Source organism: Galbibacter pacificus (genome assembly GCF_029603165.1).
Lineage (GTDB): Bacteria > Bacteroidota > Bacteroidia > Flavobacteriales > Flavobacteriaceae > Galbibacter > Galbibacter pacificus.
In genome coordinates this window covers 53,655-77,422 of sequence record NZ_JAQSVC010000004.1, presented here as the reverse complement: position 1 = coordinate 77,422, position 23,768 = coordinate 53,655, and the positions used below count along the sequence as shown (strand labels likewise).

Annotated in this window: 20 protein-coding genes; 15 read left to right on the top strand and 5 right to left on the bottom strand. The window is 39.8% G+C overall.

Features of this window, described 5'->3' with window-relative positions:
- Nucleotides 1-300: 300 nt before the first annotated feature.
- From ltrA to PSF86_RS11705, 4 genes are all read left to right on the top strand, one after another.
- Nucleotides 301-1,086: a group II intron reverse transcriptase/maturase gene (ltrA, locus tag PSF86_RS11720; protein ID WP_277900272.1), complete on the top strand. Its 786-nt coding sequence runs from the start codon at nt 301-303 to the stop codon at nt 1,084-1,086.
- Entirely contained in the window at nt 1,083-1,475 is a 393-nt protein-coding gene (locus tag PSF86_RS11715; RefSeq protein ID WP_277900271.1) for a group II intron maturase-specific domain-containing protein, read from the top strand. Before ltrA ends, PSF86_RS11715 begins: the two co-directional genes overlap by 4 nt.
- 293 nt (nt 1,476-1,768) lie before the next feature.
- Entirely contained in the window at nt 1,769-2,071 is a 303-nt protein-coding gene (locus PSF86_RS11710) for a hypothetical protein (RefSeq protein ID WP_277900270.1), read from the top strand.
- A gap of 198 nt (nt 2,072-2,269) precedes the next feature.
- A complete protein-coding gene (locus PSF86_RS11705) occupies nt 2,270-3,625 on the top strand; it encodes a sigma-54-dependent transcriptional regulator (protein WP_277900269.1) in 1,356 nt (451 codons plus the stop codon).
- On the opposite strand, the gene PSF86_RS11700 is transcribed toward PSF86_RS11705, so the two are convergent.
- On the bottom strand, nt 3,622-6,090 hold the full coding sequence (locus PSF86_RS11700; RefSeq protein ID WP_277900268.1) for a hybrid sensor histidine kinase/response regulator: 2,469 nt from the start codon (nt 6,088-6,090) through the stop codon (nt 3,622-3,624). The two genes, PSF86_RS11705 and PSF86_RS11700, sit on opposite strands and share 4 nt — an antisense overlap.
- 311 nt (nt 6,091-6,401) lie before the next feature.
- On the opposite strand from PSF86_RS11700, the gene PSF86_RS11695 reads away from it, so the two are divergent.
- The 4 genes from PSF86_RS11695 to PSF86_RS11680 all read left to right on the top strand — a co-directional run bounded on the left by PSF86_RS11695 (nt 6,402) and on the right by PSF86_RS11680 (nt 10,901).
- A complete protein-coding gene (locus tag PSF86_RS11695) occupies nt 6,402-8,780 on the top strand; it encodes a TonB-dependent receptor (RefSeq protein WP_277900267.1) in 2,379 nt (792 codons plus the stop codon).
- Nucleotides 8,781-9,045: 265 nt separating this feature from the next.
- Entirely contained in the window at nt 9,046-9,642 is a 597-nt protein-coding gene (locus tag PSF86_RS11690; protein ID WP_277900266.1) for a Crp/Fnr family transcriptional regulator, read from the top strand.
- Between the two features lie 65 nt (nt 9,643-9,707).
- Nucleotides 9,708-10,148, top strand: coding sequence for a carboxymuconolactone decarboxylase family protein (locus tag PSF86_RS11685; RefSeq protein ID WP_277900265.1), 441 nt, complete (start codon nt 9,708-9,710; stop codon nt 10,146-10,148).
- Between the two features lie 6 nt (nt 10,149-10,154).
- A complete protein-coding gene (locus PSF86_RS11680) occupies nt 10,155-10,901 on the top strand; it encodes a DJ-1/PfpI family protein (RefSeq protein WP_277900264.1) in 747 nt (248 codons plus the stop codon).
- 39 nt (nt 10,902-10,940) lie between these two features.
- On the opposite strand, the gene PSF86_RS11675 is transcribed toward PSF86_RS11680, so the two are convergent.
- Both PSF86_RS11675 and PSF86_RS11670 read right to left on the bottom strand, forming a co-directional pair.
- Complete coding sequence (locus PSF86_RS11675) at nt 10,941-11,456, bottom strand: 5' nucleotidase, NT5C type (RefSeq protein ID WP_277900263.1); 516 nt, start codon at nt 11,454-11,456, stop codon at nt 10,941-10,943.
- 7 nt (nt 11,457-11,463) lie between these two features.
- Complete coding sequence (locus PSF86_RS11670; RefSeq protein WP_277900262.1) at nt 11,464-11,904, bottom strand: Rieske (2Fe-2S) protein; 441 nt, start codon at nt 11,902-11,904, stop codon at nt 11,464-11,466.
- 116 nt (nt 11,905-12,020) lie between these two features.
- Between PSF86_RS11670 and greA the strand changes: the two genes are divergently transcribed.
- From greA to PSF86_RS11650, 4 genes are all read left to right on the top strand, one after another.
- A complete protein-coding gene (greA, locus tag PSF86_RS11665) occupies nt 12,021-12,497 on the top strand; it encodes a transcription elongation factor GreA (protein WP_277900261.1) in 477 nt (158 codons plus the stop codon).
- 62 nt (nt 12,498-12,559) lie between these two features.
- The gene (locus PSF86_RS11660; protein ID WP_277900260.1) at nt 12,560-13,480 is read left to right on the top strand and encodes a hydroxypyruvate isomerase family protein; all 921 of its coding nucleotides are present in this window, start codon (nt 12,560-12,562) and stop codon (nt 13,478-13,480) included.
- Between the two features lie 12 nt (nt 13,481-13,492).
- Nucleotides 13,493-14,365, top strand: a complete 873-nt coding sequence (locus PSF86_RS11655; protein WP_277900259.1) for a polysaccharide deacetylase family protein — start codon at nt 13,493-13,495, stop codon at nt 14,363-14,365.
- A gap of 10 nt (nt 14,366-14,375) precedes the next feature.
- Complete coding sequence (locus tag PSF86_RS11650) at nt 14,376-15,665, top strand: APC family permease (protein ID WP_277900258.1); 1,290 nt, start codon at nt 14,376-14,378, stop codon at nt 15,663-15,665.
- Between the two features lie 66 nt (nt 15,666-15,731).
- Here PSF86_RS11650 and PSF86_RS11645 read toward each other — a convergent pair whose 3' ends face one another.
- On the bottom strand, nt 15,732-16,202 hold the full coding sequence (locus tag PSF86_RS11645) for a CYTH domain-containing protein (RefSeq protein ID WP_277900257.1): 471 nt from the start codon (nt 16,200-16,202) through the stop codon (nt 15,732-15,734).
- The gene (locus PSF86_RS11640) at nt 16,199-16,867 is read right to left on the bottom strand and encodes a Rossmann-fold NAD(P)-binding domain-containing protein (RefSeq protein ID WP_277900256.1); all 669 of its coding nucleotides are present in this window, start codon (nt 16,865-16,867) and stop codon (nt 16,199-16,201) included. The genes PSF86_RS11645 and PSF86_RS11640 overlap by 4 nt, the downstream gene beginning before the upstream one ends.
- A gap of 81 nt (nt 16,868-16,948) precedes the next feature.
- Between PSF86_RS11640 and dinB the strand changes: the two genes are divergently transcribed.
- From dinB to PSF86_RS11625, 3 genes are all read left to right on the top strand, one after another.
- A complete protein-coding gene (gene dinB / locus PSF86_RS11635) occupies nt 16,949-18,052 on the top strand; it encodes a DNA polymerase IV (RefSeq protein ID WP_277900255.1) in 1,104 nt (367 codons plus the stop codon).
- A 17-nt stretch (nt 18,053-18,069) separates the two neighbouring features.
- Entirely contained in the window at nt 18,070-19,464 is a 1,395-nt protein-coding gene (locus PSF86_RS11630; RefSeq protein WP_277900254.1) for an exonuclease domain-containing protein, read from the top strand.
- Between the two features lie 172 nt (nt 19,465-19,636).
- A complete protein-coding gene (locus PSF86_RS11625) occupies nt 19,637-23,695 on the top strand; it encodes a DUF5689 domain-containing protein (protein ID WP_277900253.1) in 4,059 nt (1,352 codons plus the stop codon).
- Nucleotides 23,696-23,768: the final 73 nt, after the last annotated feature.

The following is a 23,768-nucleotide window of genomic DNA, read 5'->3' as shown; positions in this document are numbered from 1 at the left end:
ACCTAAGCAAAACTTCACATAGGGAAGGGCCGAACTTTAAGTAAGTGAGTGGTAAATGAACGTTACCGTATGAACGGAAGAATGCAGAAAATCTCTACAATGGAGACCTGCCCACAAAAGAATAGGACGGCATCCGAAGGCTATGTGGGAGGGCGGACGTATCTACGGATAACTGAAAATAACCTCACGGTTACTAACTCATTAGAAGATGGGCTACTAGAGAAGCTAGTGTCTCCTGTACACCTTCATAGAGCTTACCAACAAGTCAGGCGCAACAAAGGAGCCTCAGGAGTAGACAAGATGGAAGTTGAATCACTAAAGGATTATCTTGTCAAACACAAAGACGAACTGGTCTGCTCCATTTTAAACGGTACTTACCGACCGAACCCCGTACGCAGGGTTCTTATCCCCAAGGACAATGGACAGATGCGCCAACTAGGTATTCCTACTGTAGTTGATAGGTGTATCCAACAAGCCATTGCCCAAATCCTCATACCTATATACGAACCCCTCTTTATCGGGGCTAGCTATGGGTTCCGACCAAGGCGTGGCGCTCATGGTGCTTTAAGGAAGTGTCAAGAGTACATACCGGAAGGCTATCACTGGGCCGTAGACTTGGATCTAGAAAAGTTCTTTGATACCGTAGAACATAGCAAACAGATAGAGGTACTCTCACGCACTGTAAAAGACGGTCGTGTGATATCCTTGATACACCAATACCTTAACGCTGGTATACAAAAAGGGCCAACATTACAAGCCAACGAAACGGGAGTCCCCCAAGGGGGGCCTCTCAGTCCAATTTTAAGCAATATTATGCTAAACGAAATGGATAAGGAGTTGGAAAGTAGCGGGCATAAATTTGTCCGATACGCTGATGACGTGATGATACTATGCCGTAGCAAACGTGGAGCACGACGCACCATGCAAACCATGCCCCGCTTCATAGAGGAAAAACTGTTCTTAAAGGTGAACAGGGATAAAAGCCAAAGTACCTATATCTCTAAGGTTAAGTTCTTAGGATACTCTTTTATAAAAAGAAAGGAAAAGGGCGACTTCGGGTACACCAAAATAGCGTATCCAAGATGAAAGCTAAAATTAAAGAGCTTACATCACGTAGTAATGGCTTGGGTAATGAACGAAGGAAAACAACCCTTCGCCAATATATTATTGGTTGGGTAAATTACTTCAAATTGGCAGACATTAAAAAGCTGCTTATCAGCTTAGACAAATGGTACGGTCGGCGACTTAGGATGGTGATATGGAAACAATGGAAACGGAATGTCACCAGGATGAGGCATTTAATAAACCTAGGAGTTGATAAGTTCAAGGCCCACGAGTGGGCAAATACAAGGAAAAGCTACTGGCATACCGCTAACAGCTTTATCCTTAGTACCACGATTACCACAGAAAGACTAAGAAAAGCAGGATACTTAATGCTGTCAGACCAATATCGAAAAGTTAGTACTAAAACTTAGGGAACCGCCCAGTACGGAACCGTATGCTGGGTGGTGTGAGAGGTCGGACAGGGAATTAATCCCTGTTCTCCTACTCGATTTGTATTCATATCAAGGGATTTCCTTGTAAAAAGGGTATTAATTACCCAGTAAAGGTGCCTTTTTACACACTCTTTATACACCTTTTAATAAGGTTTCTAAATCAAAAAAACAACATAAACAATTGATTTTCAGTTATTTGAATTGTAAATTTTAAAATTGGTACAATACTGGTACTTAAATAAACAGAAGAAAAAATTTTAAAAAATATAGATATGAAAAAGTTAGTATTAGCCTCAGCATTAACATTAGGTAGTTTTGCATCATTTGCAACAACGCCCGTATTTTTTCACGATGGGATAGCAGAAGAAATTTATATGGATCAGGACGACTATACGCCAATAGATGTTTCTGAATTGCCAGACGCCGTAACCGATGCACTTGAAAACGACTTTCCTGGCATCGAGGTGTCCAAAGCTTTTAAAAATGAAGCAGATGAATATAAAATTCAGGTATTGGTAGGAGATCAAACTTCCAACCTATATGCCACATCAAACGGAGAATGGATCCAGAAGTAAAGCAACAAGTACAGCATGGCATTAAAGCGTAATTATGCATAGTTGCTTATGTGCCTATGCTGTACTTAATTCCCGCAATCGCGGGTATAAACAGCGTCATATTTTGTTTAGGGGGTAGTGAAAGCTATCCCTTTTTTTATGATTTTTTTAGAATGATGTGGAGAATAACTTCCTATTTTTGCAGAAATTAGCTGTATAATGCCAAAAATCTTATTAATAGAAGACGATGTAACTTTTTCGGCCATGTTGGAGCGTTTCTTGAAAAAGAACGACTTTACCGTTGAAGCAGTTTATTCTTCAGAAGAAGCAAGTAAAAAACTTACCAATACCGAGTACGATCTTGTATTTACAGATTTAAGGTTGCCCGATGATGATGGAATCTCCATTCTAACCAAAGTCAAGGAAAAGTATCCGGAAACCCCGGTTATTTTAATGACAGGATATGCCCAAGTTTCTACTGCGGTAAAGGCCATGAAAAAGGGCGCCTTTGATTACATATCCAAACCCTTTAACCAAGACGAGGTTTTGATCGTTATCCAAAACGCATTAAAAAATGGGACCGCGCCATCCATGGCTGTTCCAACATCGACCAAGGCCGAAAATATCGCTACAGCTGACGATTCTCCAACAAAAACGGTAACCGGGATAAGTAGTGCATCCAGCAAACTTAACGAATACATAAAATTGGTGGCCCCCACCGACATGTCGGTACTTATAACCGGAGATAGCGGAACCGGGAAAGAAGTGGTTGCAAAGCGGATTCACGATAACAGTAACCGTAAGGAACTTAATTTTATAGCAGTAGATTGCGGCGCCATTCCCAAGGAAATAGCGGCAAGCGAATTTTTTGGCCATGTAAAGGGTTCGTTCACGGGTGCCGTAAACAATAAAGTGGGGCATTTTGAAGCAGCCAATGGCGGGACTATTTTTTTGGATGAAGTGGGGAATTTATCATATGAAAACCAAATTCAACTTTTAAGGGCGCTACAAGAGCGTAAAATTAAGCCTATTGGAAGCAACCACGAAATAGAAGTGGATATCCGGTTGATTACAGCTACCAATGAGGACCTTTTAAAAGCAGTAGAAAAAGGCCAGTTTAGGGAAGATCTATACCACAGGTTAAATGAATTCTCTATAAAAGTACCTAGTTTGCACGAACGAAAAGAAGACCTGCTCCTTTTTGCAGACCATTTTTTAAATATGGCCAATGCGCAGCTCAATAAAAATGTTTTAGGTTTTTCAGACGAAGTGATAGGCATTTTTCAACAATATAAATGGCCGGGAAATTTAAGGGAAATGTCCAATGTTATAAAAAGATCGGCTTTGCTTACTCAAGGCGACCTTATAGAAAAAAACGTTCTTCCCGTTGAATTGACGTTGCCCCAAAATGAAAATAACAAGGTGAAGTCTTTTTCCAGGAAAGAAAACGAAAGGGATTTAATCATTAATGCACTCAACGAAGTGGGCAACAATAAATCCAAAGCTGCCAAATTGCTTAATATTACCCGAAAAACACTGTACAATAAAATTAAGGAATACCAAATAGACGCTTAACGGTTTATGTCGTTGTCTATTGCTTTAAAAGTAATTTTAATGTTCTTTTTTAAGGCTTTAAAGTTTTTTTCTACCTGATCCTGTTGGTCCTCGGGAAAATGTTCCAGGAAATTTAAAATAGGCACCACGGTGTGTGCGCTAATTTGCTTAAACATGGTTTGCATTTTGTGGCCCAATTTCCTTACTTCATCATACTCTTTTTGTTGAATTGCTACTTTAAGGCTTTTTATATCTTTTTTTGAGTTTTCCTTAAAAACATCCAATACATGGGTCAGCGATTCTTTGTCGTTTAAAAAAGACTGTAGCGATTCCAAATTATAAAGTGCTGCCTCGTTTATGGTTTTCTTTTCGGCTTCTGGTTCATTTTCGCCCGAAGGCTCATCTGTATTGTTCAACACTTTATTTATTTTTTGCATTAATTTATGCGGTTCGTAGGGTTTGTATAAAAATTCTGCAAATCCGGCATCAATATAACTTTCTTTATCGAGGTCTTTTCTTCCGGTAACGGCAATAATGGGTTGGTCTTTGTAATGGTATTTTACATCAGAGCGTAGTGTTTCGGCAAAATAAAACCCGTTAAAAGTTGGCAGTTGGATATCGGTAATAATAAAATCGTAGGTTATATTTTGAATGTTTTCCAAGGCATCTTTTCCGTTGTTAAAAGGATATACTTGTATGTTATGCTCTTCGAGCACCTCTTTGTTTAGTTGTAAAAGCGTTTCATCATCGTCTATTACAATGGCAGTATAATGTTTGTCTTTTAGGATGGCCTTTTCGTGTTTTGGATGGGTGGTTTCCGTGGCTTCCTGATGGCTAAATTCCGCAGGAAAAACAAACGAAAAAGTACTTCCTTTCCCTTCTTTGCTTTCTAAATAGAGGTGACCGTCTAAAAGATCGGCAAGCTTTCTTGAAATGGTAAGCCCGAGGCCGGAACCGCCATATTTTTTTTCGGTGTCGCTTTCAGCTTGTGTAAATTCCTCAAAAATTATTTTTTGTTTTTCTTTTTTTATGCCAATACCGGTATCTATTACCGATAATGTAATGAACTGTTTGTTTTCGCTATTTGTTTTTAGCCTGGTTTTTACGGTAATACTTCCTTCCGAAGTAAATTTATAGGCATTCCCAATGAGGTTGGATAAAATTTGTTTTACCCGAAATGGGTCTCCCAATAGCAGTTTGTTTATCTCTGGATCGGCATCAATTATAAGCTTTATTTCTTTGCTTCTGTATAACGATTGAACACTTTCGGCAGTTTCGTTGATGAGGTTGTTTAAATTGAACGAAACACGTTCCAAATGAATTTTCCCGGCCTCCAACTTGGTAAAATCGAGCAGGTCGTCTACCAATTGGGTTACATAACTCGATGCATTTTTAATTCTATCGGTGTAATGCGATTCCTTTTCGTTCAACTTGGCATCCTTTAATAATTGGGTATATCCCAAAATTGTGCTCAAGGGCGTCCTTAAGTCATGGCTAACCATCGAAATAAGTTGTTCACGGCTTTTTAAAAGCAATTTATTGTGTTCGTTGGAGTCTTCAATTTGTTTTTTGTATTGTTGACTGCGCCAGGAATCCCTTAAGATAATGATGGAAAAAACAATAACCAGAACTGCACCAATAATAGCGGCAACGGTAATTACCCGAATGCTTCTTTGTAAAACTTTTTCCCGCTCCATGTTGAGCAGGCGTGCATCGTTAATAAAATCGTCTTCAAAGGCGGTTAAAATTTGCCTTAATTGTTGCGAAGTAGTAAGGTCGTTTCGCAAAAGCTGTCTTTCTTTTACGGCAAGAGACAATTTTTGTGTAGATGCTTTTTCTTTTATGTCCTGCAACATTTCACGGGAAGCGGTAACAATGGAGTCCAGGGTTTTTTCGTCAACACTGTTGCTTGAGTCCCTTGGGATGTAGCGGTTGTATATGGCAACACGTTCCATAAGCATTTCCCTGGTGGCAGGGTCTAGGCTGTCTGGGTTTTCCACAAAGTCCTTTAAAGAAAGCCTACCTAATTTTTCTTCAATATTTGTAAGTTTTTCAATGGTTGTCTCAATAGATTTTTCTGAAGTATCATTAATACGGAGTTCCCTGAGCTCGTTGATGTTCTTTACTTTTTGAGCAAGCAAATGGTTAACACTGTCGAGCAGTTTTGATTGGTATGCTTCGTCAATAAGTTGCTTTAACGAATCTATTTGAATGCTTATGGAGTCGTTCTTTCTTAAAAAACTTATATAGGGTTCTTGGGTATTGGATTGTATGGCAGAACGGGCAAAACTTTCGCTTTCATACATTAAAGTGAGGAGTTTCCCAATTCTTAATATTTTATTTTTTTCGACAGTTTCATCCCGTTGTGCCTGCGCGAAAGAACTGATCTCCTTATAGACCATTCCGCCCACAATTACCACTAAAGAGGCAAGGGCCAAATAGCTTAAAAAAACTTTTAACGGGATTCTGCTCTTCGTTTTTTTCATTGCCTAAAGGTAAATAAAGCTTGTTAAAACCATGTAAAAGTTTTCTGAAAATATTTCTGCCAAGAAACTATGGTTTTGTACATTTGCAACATCTCAAAAGGGGTGCTTTTAGGTTTTGCTTAAAAACCAAAAAGGCTGAGATTATACCCATGGAACCTAGAACGGATAATGCCGTTTAGGGAAGGCCGGACAAAGGCGGCAGGCTTATTAAAAATACAGGAAAGGCCGCTTTTGTAGTTTAATCGGCAAAAAAATCAAATTAATTTATCAATACTGAATAATGACCCCTTTTATTCGTAAAACAATTACGAATGAAGTTTTTATTCAATTTTTTATGTTTTTTAGTGCTGTCCACAACTGTACAGGCACAAGAATACAAAGTTTACGGAACGCTAACAGACCAAGAAGGAATGCAGGTTCCCGGAGCAACCGTAATTCATACCCAAAGCAATAACGGAACCCAAACCGATGCCAATGGTTATTACGAGTTGATGGTACCCTCAGGAAAACAAACCTTGTCTTTTAATTTTTCTGCTCAAAAGCCTGTTATAAAAACCATTGAGGTGCAAAGCAATACCGAATTAAATGTGCAAATTGCAGAAGAAGACGTAATGTTGGACGAAGTTTTAGTGTCGGCTATCCGAGTAACGGCTGATGCTCCGGTAACTTTTTCAAACTTAACGGCCGAAGAAATCCAGCCTAGAAATTTAGGGCAGGATATCCCGGTACTTATGAATTATCTGCCATCGGTTGTCACTACGTCCGATGCCGGTGCAGGGGTTGGTTACACAGGAATACGTGTGCGGGGTAGCGATGCCACGCGCGTAAATGTTACCATTAACGGGATACCATACAACGATGCCGAATCGCAGGGGACTTTTTGGGTTAATATGCCCGATTTTGCCTCGTCTACGCAAAGTTTGCAATTACAGCGCGGTGTGGGAACTTCTACCAACGGCGCCGGAGCTTTTGGTGCCAGCTTGAATTTGTTGACAGATGCGCTTTCGCAAGACCCATATGCCGAAATTTCCGGTTCCATTGGGAGTTTTAATACCAGAAAAGCCAACATAAAATTCAGTAGCGGCGTTTTAAGCGATCATTTCGAGATCTCGGGACGCCTTTCCAGGATTAAATCAGATGGTTATATAGACAGGGCTTCTTCCGATTTGGAATCGTATTTCCTTCAAGGAGCTTACAAAGACGAAAATACTTTAATAAAGGCATTGGTTTTTGGCGGGCACGAAATTACCTATCAATCATGGAACGGGGTAGAAGATTGGCAAATTGAAGAATACGGCCGTACCTTTAACAGTGCCGGTGCTATTTATGATGATGAAGGAAATATCGTGGATTATTACGATAATGAAGTAGACGATTACAAACAAGATCATTTTCAATTGCATTGGAACCAACGTTTAAATGATGAATGGAGCACCAATATAGCCATTCATTATACACGTGGGCGTGGATTTTTTGAACAATATAGACAAGATGACCCCTTTGCCGATTATGGTCTGGAGCCCATTACTATTGGAGACGAAACGGTTGACACAACCGATCTTGTTCGGCGTCGCTGGTTGAGTAATCATTTTTACGGGACTACTTTTTCGGCAAAATATAACAACGATAAATTGGAATTTATAGGCGGGGGCGCCTGGAACAAATATGAAGGCGACCACTTTGGCGAAATTATATGGGCACGGTATGCATCCAATAGCGAGATTCGCGACCGTTATTACAATGATAATTCAACAAAAACCGATTTTAATACATACGGAAAGCTAACATATTGGGCTACCGACAAGCTCAGTTTGTATGCAGATATGCAATACCGTCATGTATCGTATCAGGCAAATGGGAACGAAACGGGGTTGGTAGACGACAATTTTAATTTTTTCAATCCAAAAGCGGGAGTTACTTATCATCTTAACGAAGTCCAGAATTTATATTTTTCGTATGCACGCGCAAGTAGAGAGCCCAATAGGAACGATTACGAAGCAGGCGACCCCGAACCGGAAACCTTGAACGATTTTGAACTGGGGTGGCGCTACGCCAGTCCAACCGTAAAAATTAACGCCAACACTTATTATATGCGGTATAAAAACCAATTGGTCTTGACAGGAGAATTAAACGATGTTGGGGCTCCGTTGCGCGAAAATGTAGGTGACAGCTATCGTTTGGGGTTGGAGGTAGATGCAACGTTCTTTTTTACCGATAAATTTTTGCTGAAGCCTAATTTTGCATTGAGCACGAACAAGAATTTAGATTTTTATACACAAACAGATGGTAACCTGAATAATTTGGGAACTACAAATATTTCGTACTCGCCCGATTTTGTAGCAGGAAATACCTTTACATACCTGCCTTTTAAGAACCTCCAGCTTTCGTTCTTGTCAAAATTTGTTTCAGAACAATACCTAGGCAATACCGATGCCGATAACTCGAAACTGGACAGTTATTTTGTGAACGATTTTAATATGCAATACACCATTGAACCCCAAGGCTTTGTAAAATCTATTGTATTAAGCGGCTTGGTAAATAATATTTTTGATGCTAAATACATTTCCAATGGCTACTATTATACCTACGATATTGAAAACGACGATGGCTCCATAAGCACCTTGGACGGAACCGGATATTACCCGCAGGCCGGCATTAACTTTTTGGTAGGCGCCACGGTAAGCTTTTAGGAATTCTAAAAGGATACTTATGAAGTTTTTTTCAAGGCCAAATGTCAGTCTGAGCTTGTCGAAGACATGTTGTTATTGAGTGAACTATACATCGACAGGCTCAGTATGACAGGGATATTTTATGCTTTTTCACCCCCCTGTTTATAAAGGTACAGCTTTGGGTTTGTAACATGAAATTTGAAAGCAATCAAGACATTTCATAAAGTGAATATGTGCATTATTTCAAGTATCTTTGAAGAACAATCCTATAAATCCAGTTACAGGCATGAACCCTTCAGAAGAAAACATAACGCATAGGTTTTTTAAGCATTTAAACACTTTTGTTACGGTTGAAGAAAAAGATTTTCCGCACATACTTTCCTATTTCAATACGGTAAAATTGAGCAAGAAAGAAATTGCCGTGCGTGCCGGTGGCAAGTGCAATACAAAATATTTCGTGTTGAGCGGTTGCCTTCATATGTTTTTTACAGATGAAAAAGGAGCCGACCGTACCATACAGTTTGCATTGGAAAACTGGTGGCTTACCGATGCCTTGGCGTTACACCATCAAACCAATACCGACTTTAACATTCAGGCGGTAGAAGATTCAGAAGTACTTGAAATAGAAACAGACAATCATGACTTGTTGCTTGAAGCTTATCCGCAGATGGAAAAGTATTTTAGAATGATGTACCAAATTGCCTATGGGGCTTCTGTTAAGCGCATGTATTATATTTTTAACTATTCAAAAGAAGAAATTTTCTTTAGCTTTCGGGAGCAATTTCCCGAATTTGTACAGCGCGTGCCACAATACCTTATAGCAACATATTTGGGCTTAACGCCAGAATATTTAAGCAAGCTTCGGGCAAAAAAGGTTTCTTAAACCAGATTAAGTTTTTTGTGGAAACCGGGGCTTAACTTTGCTCCATAGATATAAAAACAGAAGTCATGGAAAAAAGAATTCAAATAGACCAAGTAGCGCCAAATGGATACAAATCCATGTACGCCATTGAAAAGTATTTAGGTGAAAGCGATTTAAACCCTACGCACAAAGAACTGATTAAAATGAATGCCTCCTACATAAACGGTTGCGCATTTTGTATCGATATGCACAGCAAAGATGCCATAAAAAATGGAGAAACAGCCCAAAGGTTATTATTGATTAGTGCATGGCGGGAAACCGATGTGTTTACGGAGGAGGAAAAATTGATACTTGAAATTACAGAAGAAATCACGTTAATCCATCAACAGGGATTAACCAAGGAAACCTACAAAAAGGCACTTGCTACATTTGGAGAAAAGTATTTGGCAAATATAATCTTGGCAATTACCGCCATTAACATGTGGAACAGGATAGCCGTAAGTACCCATAAACCACTTTTAAAATAAATAAAAATGAAGATAAAAGGCATTGTAATTTTAATAACGTTGCTACTTTCTGGTTGTAATACCGAAGCAGGCAAAAATCAAAAAGAAAATAACATAACCACCAATAAAGAAGAAAACAGTGAAAACTCCGTTGCATTTGATGAAGCATTGCCAACAATAGGCCTGTTATTGTACAATGGGGTTTTAATGACCGAAGTTACGGCACCCATGGACGTTTTTTCCAAACATACCGAAGCGGGCGATAAGCTTTTTAACGTTGTTACCATAGCCGAAAACTTAAATCCGGTAAAAACCGAGGAAGGATTGGTAGTGGTTCCCGATTATACCTTTGAAAATGCACCAAAGCTTGACGTATTGTTTGTACCAAGTGCTTACGATATGTGGAGCACCGTTAGAAACGATAAAATTGTAGCGTTTGTAAAAAACAGAAACAAAGAGACCAAATATACGGTAAGCAATTGTGCCGGAGCTCAATTAATTGGGGCATCGGGAATTGCCAAAGGTAAAAAAATTGTAACCTACATTGGCGGGGGAAAACAACTACAAAAAGATTATCCTGAATTGCTGGTTCAAAACGATTCGTTGGTGAGTTTTGTAGAAGATGGAAAGTTTTCTTCTTCCAACGGGAATTTGGCTACTTATATTTCGTCTTTGGAATTGGTTGAAAAAATGACAAGCAAAGCCCACAGGGAATTTGTGGAGTCGTATTTGTATCTTGACCGGTTAAAAGATTGGGAAAGTGAAAAAAAATAAAATATCAGTTTTGTAGGTTTTAAAACCTGTAAGATTTTTTTACAACAACACTCCTTCAATCTCCCGCCAGTTATCAACGCGATAATGGCCATTGTCGCGCCCCATATTGTGAGGTTGCGTAAACAACAGTGTTTTTCCTTGAAATGGATCGAGGTTTTTAAAATGGTCGTCTATTAAAATATCGCCCTGAACAGGGATTTTGGAGCCACAAAGAATAATTTGCTTCCAATGCAAAAAAGGAAAGTGTTCTTGTAGCCAATCGTATTTTTCGCGCAAACTATTGGGAAACTCCATTGCCGAAGAGACAATAAATATCTCATAAATTTTATTGAGCTTTTCCATCACCTCAACGGCATCATCAATTACCGGGGCATCACGAAAGAAGCCGTCGTTATGGATGTATTTTTTGTAATTCGGAAAAGCATCGCCTTCAGCAAGACCGATAATGTCATTATGTAAGACTTGCTTTCCGGTAACGGTAGCTTCCAAACGAAAAAATTGCAGGTATGTGTCGGCCAAAACGCCGTCCATATCTATTAAAAGTCTTTTGGGCATGGTTGTATTAGTTATATATTCTGATATTGCTCCCGTTAGCAGAAACACGATACGCTTGTAACGGATATACTTTATCCTCGCCATCGTATTCGGTAATACTTCCGGTTAGCAATTCATAGGTATATCCTTCGCAATTACACTCCACCAATGGAGTGTTAAGTTCCATTGTTGAGCAATTGCTGGGTGCATGGTTTGGGCAACTGGCTTCCCATGCCAAGTAAGAACCGCTTCCGTAGTGATATACAAACACGCCTTTAATACCCACATTGGGCTCGTTTACAAACACCGCAGATCCCGGGTTTGCCAAACCGGCATATTTGGGCAAATTTAAATTGATATTGTAGCTAAAACTGGGCTCGGCCAAATACGGATTGTTGTCAAAAGAATCGTCGCTGCTGCATGCTGTCAACAATGTGAGAGCAAAAACAAAATATAAAAGGTGTTTCATCTAAAAAAAATATGTTTGGCAATTTACAATAAATTCAACGTTGATTAAAATTTTGTATATTTGTGTGAATCCTCTTTGGACAAAGGGGATTTTTTGTATTTATAAACGATGAAGTTATGAGTAAAGTATCTTATTACACAGAAGAGGGAATAAAAAAATTAAGAGCAGAATTAGAGCAACTTAAAAGTATAGAACGCCCAAAAGCTTCGCAGGCCATTGCAGAAGCCAGAGATAAAGGAGATTTGTCTGAAAATGCAGAATACGATGCGGCCAAAGAAGCACAAGGCTTGTTAGAGATGCGTATTTCCAAATTGGAGGAAACCTTGGCCAATGCCAGAGTGATAGATGAGTCGCAATTGGATACATCAAAAGTATTGGTCTTGTCTACGGTTAAAATAAAGAACCAGACCAATGGCATGCAGATGACCTATAAATTGGTAGCCGAAAGTGAAGCCGATTTAAAATCGGGGAAAATATCGGTAAGTTCCCCTATCGGGAAAGGCTTGTTGGGAAAGTCGGTTGGCGAAACTGCTGAGGTTAAAGTACCAAACGGGACAATGAAGTTCGAAATTTTAGCGATAAGCCGGGATTAACAAGAAAGGTTGCATTCGGGATTTTTTGTATATTCAACCTTTATTATTTAAAATCCTTAATCATGCAGCGAAGAAAATTTCTTCAAAATACAATAGCAACAAGTGTTGGGGCTTCGGTATTACCTACCGGAGCCTTTGCTTTTTCAAATCTTGGGAAAGCCAAAAAGTATCCTTACCAATTAAAATATGCGCCCCATATCGGGATGTTTAAAAATCTGGCCGGCGAGAATGTACTGGATCAATTAAATTTTATGGCCGACCAAGGTTTTACGGCCTTTGAAGATAATGAGATGCGCAAACGTCCAGTAGCCGAACAAGAGGCAATGGCCAAGGTCATGCAGGACCGTGGCATGGAAATGGGCGTTTTTGTGGCACATACCATTTACTGGAAAGAGCCCAACCTTACCAGTGGGAAAAAAGAGTATCGTGACGAATTTTTAAAAGAAATAGAAGCCTCGGTAGAAGTGGCTAAAAGGATAAATGCGAAATGGACAACCGTTGTTCCTGGCTTTGTGGATCTACACTTAGAGCACGGTTACCAAACGGCCAATGTGGTGGAATCGCTTAAACAGGCCGCAGCCATTTTAGAGCCTCATGGAATAACCATGGTGCTCGAACCGCTAAATTTTAGAGATCATCCGGGGTTGTTTTTGAAAAAATCGGCACAAGCTTTCGAAATCTGTAAAGCCGTTGGCTCACCTTCTTGTAAAATTCTATTCGACATTTACCACCAACAAATTACCGAGGGAAATCTTATTCCGAATATTGAAGCCAGCTGGGATGAAATTGCATATTTTCAAATGGGCGATAACCCCGGGCGCAAAGAGCCAACAACGGGCGAGATTAACTACAAAAATATATTCAAATATATTCATGGTCGGAGATTTAATGGAATTTTGGGCATGGAACATGGAAATTCCCAATCTGGAAAAGAAGGAGAACTGGCGGTTATAAAAGCATATCAAGAAGTAGATAATTTTTAATGAATTTAGCTTATGCACAATCTTCTCGAGAAACTCGGATATACACCAACAGATAAATTACTTATTATCCATGCAGATGATGCAGGGTTATGCTATGCCGAGAACAGGGCAACAAAAAAAGCACTGAAGGAGGGCATTGTTAATTCATATAGCATTATGGTGCCCTGCCCGTGGGCATACGAAATGGCTACTTTTGCCAAAGAAAACCCAGCTTTTGATTGCGGAATCCACCTAACGCTTACATGCGAATGGAAGCATTACAAATTTGGTCCGGTGTTGCCCGCAAACGAAGTTCCGAGTTTGGTGGATGGCAATGGGCATTTTTACCCAAAACGTGCCATGATGAAAGAAAATGCAAACCCAGAGGAAGTTAAAAAAGAATTGATTGCCCAAGTAGAACGAGCACTTTCATGGGGAATACAGCCAACACATCTGGATTCGCATATGTTTACAACCGGTTTAACCAAAGGAATCATTCAGGTTTACCGGGAAGTGGGCAAACTGTTTAAAATCCCCATTTTTTTAAGCAGGCAATTGTTGAACGATTTTAAAATGGATACCGAACAATACCTCCGGGAAACAGACTTTACCATAGACAATGTATTTACGGGGGAGTGGAAATGGTTTGAAGGCGAGGGGCTCGCAGCTTATTACGATTGGTCGTTGAAAAATTTAAAAGAAGGCTTCAATATAATTTTGATTCATCCGGCTTATGATGATGCGGAAATGCAGGGGGTGGCTATCGACCATCCCAATTTTGGAGCAGCATGGCGGCAATGCGATTTGGATTATTTTACAAGTAACCGTACAAAAAATTTAATCGAAAAATATAACATCAAATTAATTACATGGAGCAACCTTAAGGCAATTCTTCATAAAGATTAAAACCGTAGCAATGGCAACAAATGGAAAAATTGGTTTAAAAGAGGCTGTTTCCATAGGCATAGGAGGAATGGTTGGTGGAGGCATTTTTGCTGTTCTGGGCTTGGCAGTTTCGCTGGCCCAGGGAGGTACACCCATAGCCTTTTTAATTGCCGGTACAATTGCCTTGGTTACATCATATAGTTACGTAAAATTATCGTTGGCGTATCCAGACCGTGGAGGGACTGTAAAATTTATCAATCAAGGTTTTGGAAAAACTACATTTAGCGGTGGGATTAATAATCTGTTGTGGGTGAGTTACATTATTATGCTTGCCTTATATGCTTCTGCATTTGGTTCGTATGCTCCAAATTTATGGGAAATTACTGGAAACGTTTCTCTGGACACGCATATATATTCCAGTTTAATTGTTGTGTTTGCAACTGTAATTAATTATTACAGTATAAAAGTAGTGGGGAAAATAGAAGATTATGCAGTTATAATTAAACTAATTATTCTTATTGGGTTTGTATTTGTTGGGCTATATGGATTAAAAGACAGCTCTAATCTACAGCAATTGGCAATTGCCAATTGGGAAAAGCCCATAAAATTGCTTACGGGAGGAATGGTAATTTTTGTGGCCTATGAGGGTTTTGAGCTTATAGCCAATTCTGTGCCGGACATGAAGGACCCCAAAAGGAATGTTCCCCGAGCGTATCTTTACGCTGTTCTTTTTGTTATTCTGCTTTACATCGTTATTGCTGTTGTTACTGTGGGTTCCTTGCCGTTTTCCAAAATAGCCGAAGCCCAAGATTATGTTTTGGCAGAAGCCGCCAAGCCCATGCTGGGAAATATTGGGTTTACTATTATTACTATTGCGGCCCTTATTTCTACTTTTTCGGCAATTAATGCAACTTTGTACGGGGGGAGCAGGGTAAGTTATGAGATTGCCGAGGACGACGAATTGCCACATGAACTTACAAGTACTTTTTGGAACCAGCCTGTCGGGCTGTTTATTACTGCAATTCTAACATTAATACTTACCAATGCACTTCAGTTAGAAAGTATTTCTACTGCCGGAAGTATTGGTTTTTTGCTCATTTTTGCAACAGTAAATTATGTAGGGTATAAAAAAGCGGTTGAAATTAGTGCCAGAAAATGGATTGCCCTTGTTGGTTTTTTGTTGTGTGTAATTGCATCTATAGCCTTGATTGTTCAGCAATACATTTCAAACCCAATGGGTATTTCGGTAGCTTTGGCAATTGTGGTTATTTGTTTTGTTATGGAGTTTTTCTATAAAAAATCCGAACGGAAATCACCTTAATTATCATTTTGGTTGACAGCTAATATTTAGTTATGGACATTTCATAACGGTTTTAATTAGTGTTTGCTAAGACCATTCTGTAAAGGGATGTTTACTCAGTTGGGAATTGTAATATCTAATATCGCCTGTAACTTCCTTGCCCAACCATGCAGGTTTCGAGAAAGTTTCACCTTCCGAAGATAATTCAACTTCGGCAATTATTAAACCTTGGTTGTCTCCTAGAAATTCGTCAACTTCAAAAAGGTGATTGCCTATCTTTATTTCATATCGGTATTTATCGATAATGCCTTTTTCACAAATTGCAATTAAATGTTCGGCTTCATCAACTGGAATTTCTTTTTCCCATTCAAACCTGCTGGTTCCCGATGCGTTCGATTTTCCTTTCACGGTAATAAAGCCTTGGTTTCCCTTTATTCTAATACGCACGGTACGTTGCGGGTCTTTGTTTAAAAAACCCTGAACAATGTGGGCTTTATTTTGGGCTTCTTTTTTAAAGGCTTCAGAAGCAACTAAAAACTTCCGTTCGATCTCGTTCATAAATTATTGGCTATTTCGTGTATTTGCTCATTGGGGATCCTGCGCGTTTTTCCGTCGGTATTGGCGAGAAAAATCATGGTTTCGGCTATTTTTTCCGGACTTACCGGTTGATATTTTTTTAAAGGCCCGGTCATTAAATAATTAAGCCCTTTCATAAGTTGTTTAAACAGCCATTCTCCAGTTCTTTTTTCTTCCCGTTTTCCACTTATTAATGATGGTTGTAAAATAATAATTTTTTCAATGTTCTTTAGTAAAACTTCCCGTTCCATTAAACCTTTTACCCTGTTGTAAAAAAACTTGCTTTTGGTTTTTGCGCCCAATGCCGAAATAACCGCAAAAGTATGGATATTGTTTTTTTCGCAGAGCATGGCCGCACTAACCGGAATTCCGTAATCAATTGCTTTGTAGGTGCTTTTCTTGGGTGTTTTGGCCCTGGTGGTTCCAATACAACAATATACTTCGTTGGCGGTAAAGTCGTTTTCGTGTAGTTTTAAATTGAATAAATCCACCAAATGCTCTTCAATTTTTGGATGCTCAATATTGGTGTGGTTTCTAGAAAACAGTTTAATTTTATTATAGCGTTTATCCTTGAGTAATTTTGTAAGTAAAATACTTCCGGTCAAGCCTGTAGCTCCTAAAATAATTGCTGTTTTTCCTTCTTCCATAATACAATATCTATCTCAATAAAGTTACTTATTATTTTTTTGGAAGTTTAATAAAAATGCCATTTTAAGTTAAATTTGTGTATGGAAAAGCCGCTCCCGCTAAGAAAGATTATTCATGTGGATATGGATGCATTTTATGCGTCTGTGGAGCAGATGGACAATCCCGAACTCAAAGGAAAGCCTTTGGCCGTTGGGGGTAGTGAAAAGCGTGGAGTGGTATCGGCGGCAAGTTACGAAGCACGAAAATTTGGTGTTCGGAGCGCCATGAGCGGTTATTTGGCCAAAAAAAACTGTCCGGATATTATTTTTGTACGGCCTAGGTTTGATAGGTATAAAGAAATATCATACAAAATACGCCAGATATTTTTAGATTATACCGATTTGGTGGAGCCTTTGTCGCTCGATGAGGCTTATTTAGACGTTACCGAAAACAAAAAGGGAAACCCATCGGCAACCATGATCGCCACAGAAATTAGAAAACGTATTTTAGATGAGGTCGGCCTTACAGCCTCGGCAGGAATTTCTATTAATAAATTTATAGCCAAAATTGCAAGCGATTACAACAAGCCCAATGGTCAAAAAACGGTAGAGCCCAATGAGATTATTGAGTTTTTGGAGAACCTGGAAGTTAGAAAGTTTTACGGGGTTGGCAAGGTAACAACACAGCGGATGTATCAGCTGGGGATTTTTACGGGTTACGACTTAAAACAAAAAACGCTCGAATTTTTAACAGAACATTTTGGGAAAAGTGGCGGATTTTATTACAATGTTGTCCGTGGCATCCATTTCAGTGCCGTAAAACCAAACAGAATTCCCAAATCGGTTGGTGCCGAACGTACCTTTAGCGATAACTTAAGCAGCGAAGTATTTATGCTGGAGCGGTTGGAAAGCATTGCCAACGAATTGGAACGCCGACTAAAAAAAAGCAAAATTGCCGGAAAGACCATTACGTTGAAAATAAAGTACAGCGATTTTAAATTACAGACAAGAAGTAAAACACTCGATTATTTTATTGCCGACAAGAGCTTGATTCTAGAAACAGCCAAAGAATTGCTGTATCAGGAAAAATTGCAAAATTCGGTTCGGTTATTAGGGATTTCTTTGGCAAATTTAAATACAGAAAAAGAAAAAAAAGAAGTTGTAGCGCAAAAAACAGTTTCGGTGCAATTGAAATTTGATTTTTAAAAAAACGGAGACCAAGAATGAATTACGCCATAATTGATGTAGAAACCACGGGACTTAGCGGGAGCGGTAACAAAATTACCGAAATAGCCATTGCCCTACACGATGGCCATAAGGTGTTGGACCAATACCATACTTTGGTAAATCCACAAGTGCCAATTTCCGGTTATGTGGTCGGCCTCACGGGAATAGACGACAGTATGGTAGCACAAGCACCTGTTTTTAGCGAAATAGCTTCAGATGTTTTACGGTTTACCGAAGGAAATGTTTTTGTAGCGCACAATGTAAACTTCGATTATAATGTTATCCGGAATGAATTTAAATCCATCGGGATAGACTTCAGCAGAAAAAAATTATGTACCGTAAGGTTGTCGAGAAAAATTTTCCCGGGGTTGCGTTCCTATAGTTTGGGTAAATTGTGTAATTATTTAGAAATTCAATTAAATAACAGGCACCGCGCAAAAGGCGATACAGATGCAACTGTTATCCTGTTCGAAAAATTACTGCAAAACGATTTAAACGGGGAAATTGCCAAACAGCTCAATGTAAGAAGCGGGGAAGGGGCTTTGCCCGCAATGCTTTCTAAAGAAACATACGATAATCTGCCCGAGCGCCCTGGCATATACTATTTTAAAAACCAAAACGGGAAAATTATATATGTAGGAAAGGCCATTAACGTAAAAAAAAGGGTGCTGAGCCATTTTTACGATAAAAAAGCCAAGGAAATTGCCCTTTGCCGCGAAACGGCTCATATCGATTTTGAAGAATCGGGCTCGGAATTAACAGCACTTTTAATGGAGTCCGTTGCCATAAAGCATCATTACCCCAAATACAACAGGGCGCAAAAAAGAACCAATAAAGGTTTTGCCGTGTTGGCATATACCAACCGAAAAGGGATACTTCAATTAGGTTACAATAAGGCTGCATTGGTACCGCAGCCTATCGCAATATTTTACAGTGTAAACGAATGTATGCAGTTTTTGGAATCGCTTTGTAAAAAGTTCGATTTATGTCCAAAATATACCCAATTACTGTCTTCGGGAGCGGGCAATGAAAAGTGCAATCATTACAAACTCGACAATTGTCGCGGAATATGTATTGATGGCGAACCGGTAAGCCAATACAACAAGCGCGTGCAACAAGCTATAAGTTCAACAAAAATGGAAACCGATAGTTTTGTGGTGGTTACCAAAGGGCGCACCCAACAAGAAAACAGTATTGTGCTGGTTGAGAATGGTTTGTATAAAGGATATGGCTTTATTGAAAAGGCCGAACAGATAAATAATTTTGATGCCTTTACAAATTACATCCAATTACAAAACAGTAATAGTGATGTAATGCGTATTATACAGCAATACATGCTCCAACATGAAAATGCAGAGGTAATTTACCATTCAAAAATGCAGGCTATGTAATGTGTTTTAATCCAATTACGGTGTTCTGTACATAATGTTATTCATCAACTAAACTCAAAGCTAACAATCATATAACATTGATAGTCAATTTGTAATAGAATATAAATGTTATTTTTGTAGTAACTAATCAACTAAAAATAAGTATATGAAGCAATTTCTACACTGTTTGCTTATGGCACTTTTACCCCCTTTCCTTTATTCGCAAAGCATTTTTATCAACGAGATACATTACGACAACGACGGAACCGATACCGGTGAAGCCATAGAAATAGCAGCTCCTGCGGGAACCGATCTTTCACAATGGACGTTGGAGCTATACAACGGTGCCAACGGAACACGGTACAATACCTTAAACTTGACTTCTGTTACCCCCGATTTAGATGGCGGTTATGGCGTGGAGTATATTATGTTGCCCTCAAACGGGTTGCAAAACGGGAGCCCGGACGGAATTGCATTGATAGACAATCTGGGTAATGTAGTACAGTTTTTAAGTTACGAAGGAAGTTTTACCGCAGTAGACGGAACGGCAATGGGGGCAACCAGTGAAGATATTGGCGTGGAAGAATCCAACAGTTCGCCAATTAACGGATCGTTGCAACTTCTTGGTGCCGGAACAGATTATACAAATTTTACTTGGGAAGTAACAGTACAGAATACCTTTGGGAGCATCAATGCAGATCAGTTTTTTAGTGAGCCTGTTAACAATCCGCTGATTAACGAATTTGTCTTTAATCACACGGGAAGCGATACCGATGAGTTTGTTGAAATTTATGGATTGCCCAATACAGATTTGTCTTCGTACTGGATTTTGGAAATAGAAGGCGATAATACTTCCGCAGGTACAATAGACGGGGTTTTACAACTTGGAACCACCAATGAAAATGGATTTTATACAACACCTTTTGCCGGAAACGAATTCGAAAACGGTTCGGTGACTTTACTTTTAGTTGAAAATTTTACAGGAAACCTAGGCGATGTTATCGATACAGATGCAGATGGTACAATAGATGTTGTTTCTTGGAACACCATTACTGATGCCATTGCGGTAAACGACGGTGGTTCTGGCGATTTACTTTATGCCGAGACTGTTTTAAATCCTGATTTCGACGGGGGCTCGTTTGCGGTTGGCGGCGCTTCCAGAATTCCAAACGGCGTTCATACAAACAGTACCGTAGATTGGGTACGAAATAGTTTTAACGGGGCGGGACTGCCCAGTTTTCCAGATGCCGAAGCAAGCCCAGGAGAAGCATTAAATACCCCGGCAACCAGCAATCAAGTTTTTAGTGGAGGTACAGATGCCGTAGTAATAATTAATGAAATTGATGCAGATACACCGGGGACAGACACAGCAGAGTTTATAGAACTGTTTGATGGCGGAACAGGAAACACGCCTCTCGACGGTTTAGTGGTTGTGCTCTACAACGGAAATGGAGATACGGTTTATAATACCTTCGACCTTGATGGGCAAACCACCAATGCCAACGGATATTTTGTTCTGGGCAACGAAGGGGTGCCCAATGTTTCCATGGTTTTTAGTGGTAACGGACTTCAAAACGGGGCTGACGCGGTAGCCATATATCAAGGCAGTGCTGCCGATTTTCCTAACGGAAGCAACCTTTCTTTAGATGGTTTGATTGATGCAATAGTTTACGATACAGATGATGAAGACGATACCGAATTGCTGGCATTGTTAAATGCAGGCCAACCTCAACTAAACGAAAACGAACAAGGAGACAAAGGCACGCATTCCTTACAGCGCATCCCTAATGGAGCAGGCGGGATGAGAAACACAAGCTCTTATTTGGCACAAACTCCAACTCCCGGAGCAGAAAACGGTGGTATTGTCGAGCCAACAGAACCCGTTACCATTGCAGAAGCACGTAATCTGCCCGATGGAACAACGGTAACAATCAGTGGGGTGCTTACCGTAGCCCATAATTTTGCGGGGCCGGCTTATATGCAGGACCAAACAGGTGGAATAGCCATTTTTGACGAGCAGGTACACGGAGGCAATTTTGCCATTGGAGATTCTATAACCATAACGGCCACGCGCTCATCATTTAACAATCAAATTCAGGTCGGACCTGTATCGGTGGTTACCAATAACGGATTGCCAACAAACCCAATTACCCCCAAAAATATTACACTTGCAGAACTGCCCGATCATCGTGGTGAGCTGGTACGGGTAACCAATGTTTCATTTCCATCACCAGGAAATTTGTTCTTCGGAAATTCAAACTTTCAGGTTACAGATGCCTCGGGAACAGGAGAATTGCGCATCGATGCCGATGTAGAAACATTGGCAGGAACAGTTCAGCCGGAAACATGTAACGAAATTATAGGCGTCGTGGGAACTTTTGAAGATATTGCACAATTGTTGCCACGTTTTGACCAAGACCTGCCTTGCGCCGAACCTTTCGATCCCGATAACGGAATAGATTTACCTAAAGACCAAACTATAGATATTGTTACATGGAACATTGAATGGTTTGGAGATGAAGGAAATTCGCCCGCGGCCGGGAACCCAAATTCAGATGCCATCCAAAGAGACAGCGTGGTAACTATAATGAAACAGCTGGATGCTGATATTTATACAGTTGTGGAAATCTCAGACGACGCCTTGTTTGCACAAGCCGTAAATGAACTCGATGGATACGATTTTGTGCTTTCAGAGGCCACATCATATCCCAATGATACAGGAACCAAACAAAAGGTTGGGTTTGTTTATAAAACGGCAACCGTAACACCAAAGAAAACACAGGCATTGCTGGCAACACTACATCCTTATTACAATGGTGGCGACACTTCCTATTTAACAGATTATCCTGCCGAAGCCGATCGTTTTTACGCAAGCGGAAGACTCCCTTTTTTAATGACGGCAGATGTCTCCATAAACGGCGCCACAGAAGAAGTGAACATAATTGCCCTTCATGCCCGCGCCAATAGTAGCGATGGCGCGCAGTTAAGGTACGATATGCGTACATACGATATCGAAGTATTAAAAGATTCTTTGGACGTAATGTTTCCTGATAACAATATAGTTTTGGCAGGCGATTATAACGATGATCTGGATGAAACAGTTGCAGATGGGATTAATACCACAATTTCTTCATACAATTCGTTTATAAACGATCCAGATAATTATTATTTGGCAACTTTAAGCCTGAGCGAGAAAGGGTTTCGCTCGTATGCTTTTAGGGAAAACATGATAGATCATATATCATTGTCCAACGAATTGGAAGATAATTATATAGACAATTCAGCAATCGTTCATTACGAGTTTTACGATGGAGATTACACAAATACGGTATCCGATCACTTTCCAGTATCCATCCGCTTAGAACTCGGGGAAACAATTCCGTTGGCAATAGAAGAGTTAACCACGACCAATGCAACCTGTTATGGTGCAGCAAATGCAACGGCATCTTTAGCGTTAAGCGGAGGCGTACTTCCTTATAAATATCTCTGGAGCAATGGTGCCACTACCCAAACCATAAAAAACCTTGCTCCCGGAGAATACAGCATAACGGTAACAGATGCAGTCGAAAATACGGTAACTGCCAATTTTACCATTGCACAACCAGAAGAAATTATAATTACAATGCCCCAACCAGAAACATTGTATATAGGCTATGGAGCTAGCGAATGTGCTACATTAACTCCCGAAAATATTTCTGGAGGAACGGGGGCTTATTCTTATCAATGGAATACCGGGGAAACAACTCAAAGCATAACCGTTTGCCCAGAGCAAACCACCACGTATACACTCACGGTTACCGACGAAAACAATTGCACCAAAACTACAGATATAACCATTGAAGTAGAAAATGTAAGCTGTGGCAATAATCCATGGATAGAAAAAGTGGCGGTATGCTTCAAGGGTAAATCCCTATGCGTATCAAAATATGCAGTGCCGCATTTATTGCAAAGAGGGGCTGTGCTTGGAAGTTGCAAAGATCAAAACAATACGTCGGTAGCATCTATTTGTTTGGCACCAAACCCGGTGTGGTACTACACGGCACTTATTATTAGAATGCAAAACCGTGCAAGCTTGGATATAGCCTTGTTCGATATCAGTGGACAATTGCGTTATCAAAAGAAAAATGTATCGGTAAAAGTAGGGTATAACATCAAACCTTTACAGCTAGCATCATTGCCACAAGGAATTTATATCCTAAAAGTATACGAAAACGGTAGGGCAGTAAAAGACCTCAGGGTAGTAAAAAAATAGAACAAATCAAAAAGGGTTCCTTATAAAGAAAGAGAAGTTGTGCTTCTTTGTCACAAAGTACGGTTCCCTTGCT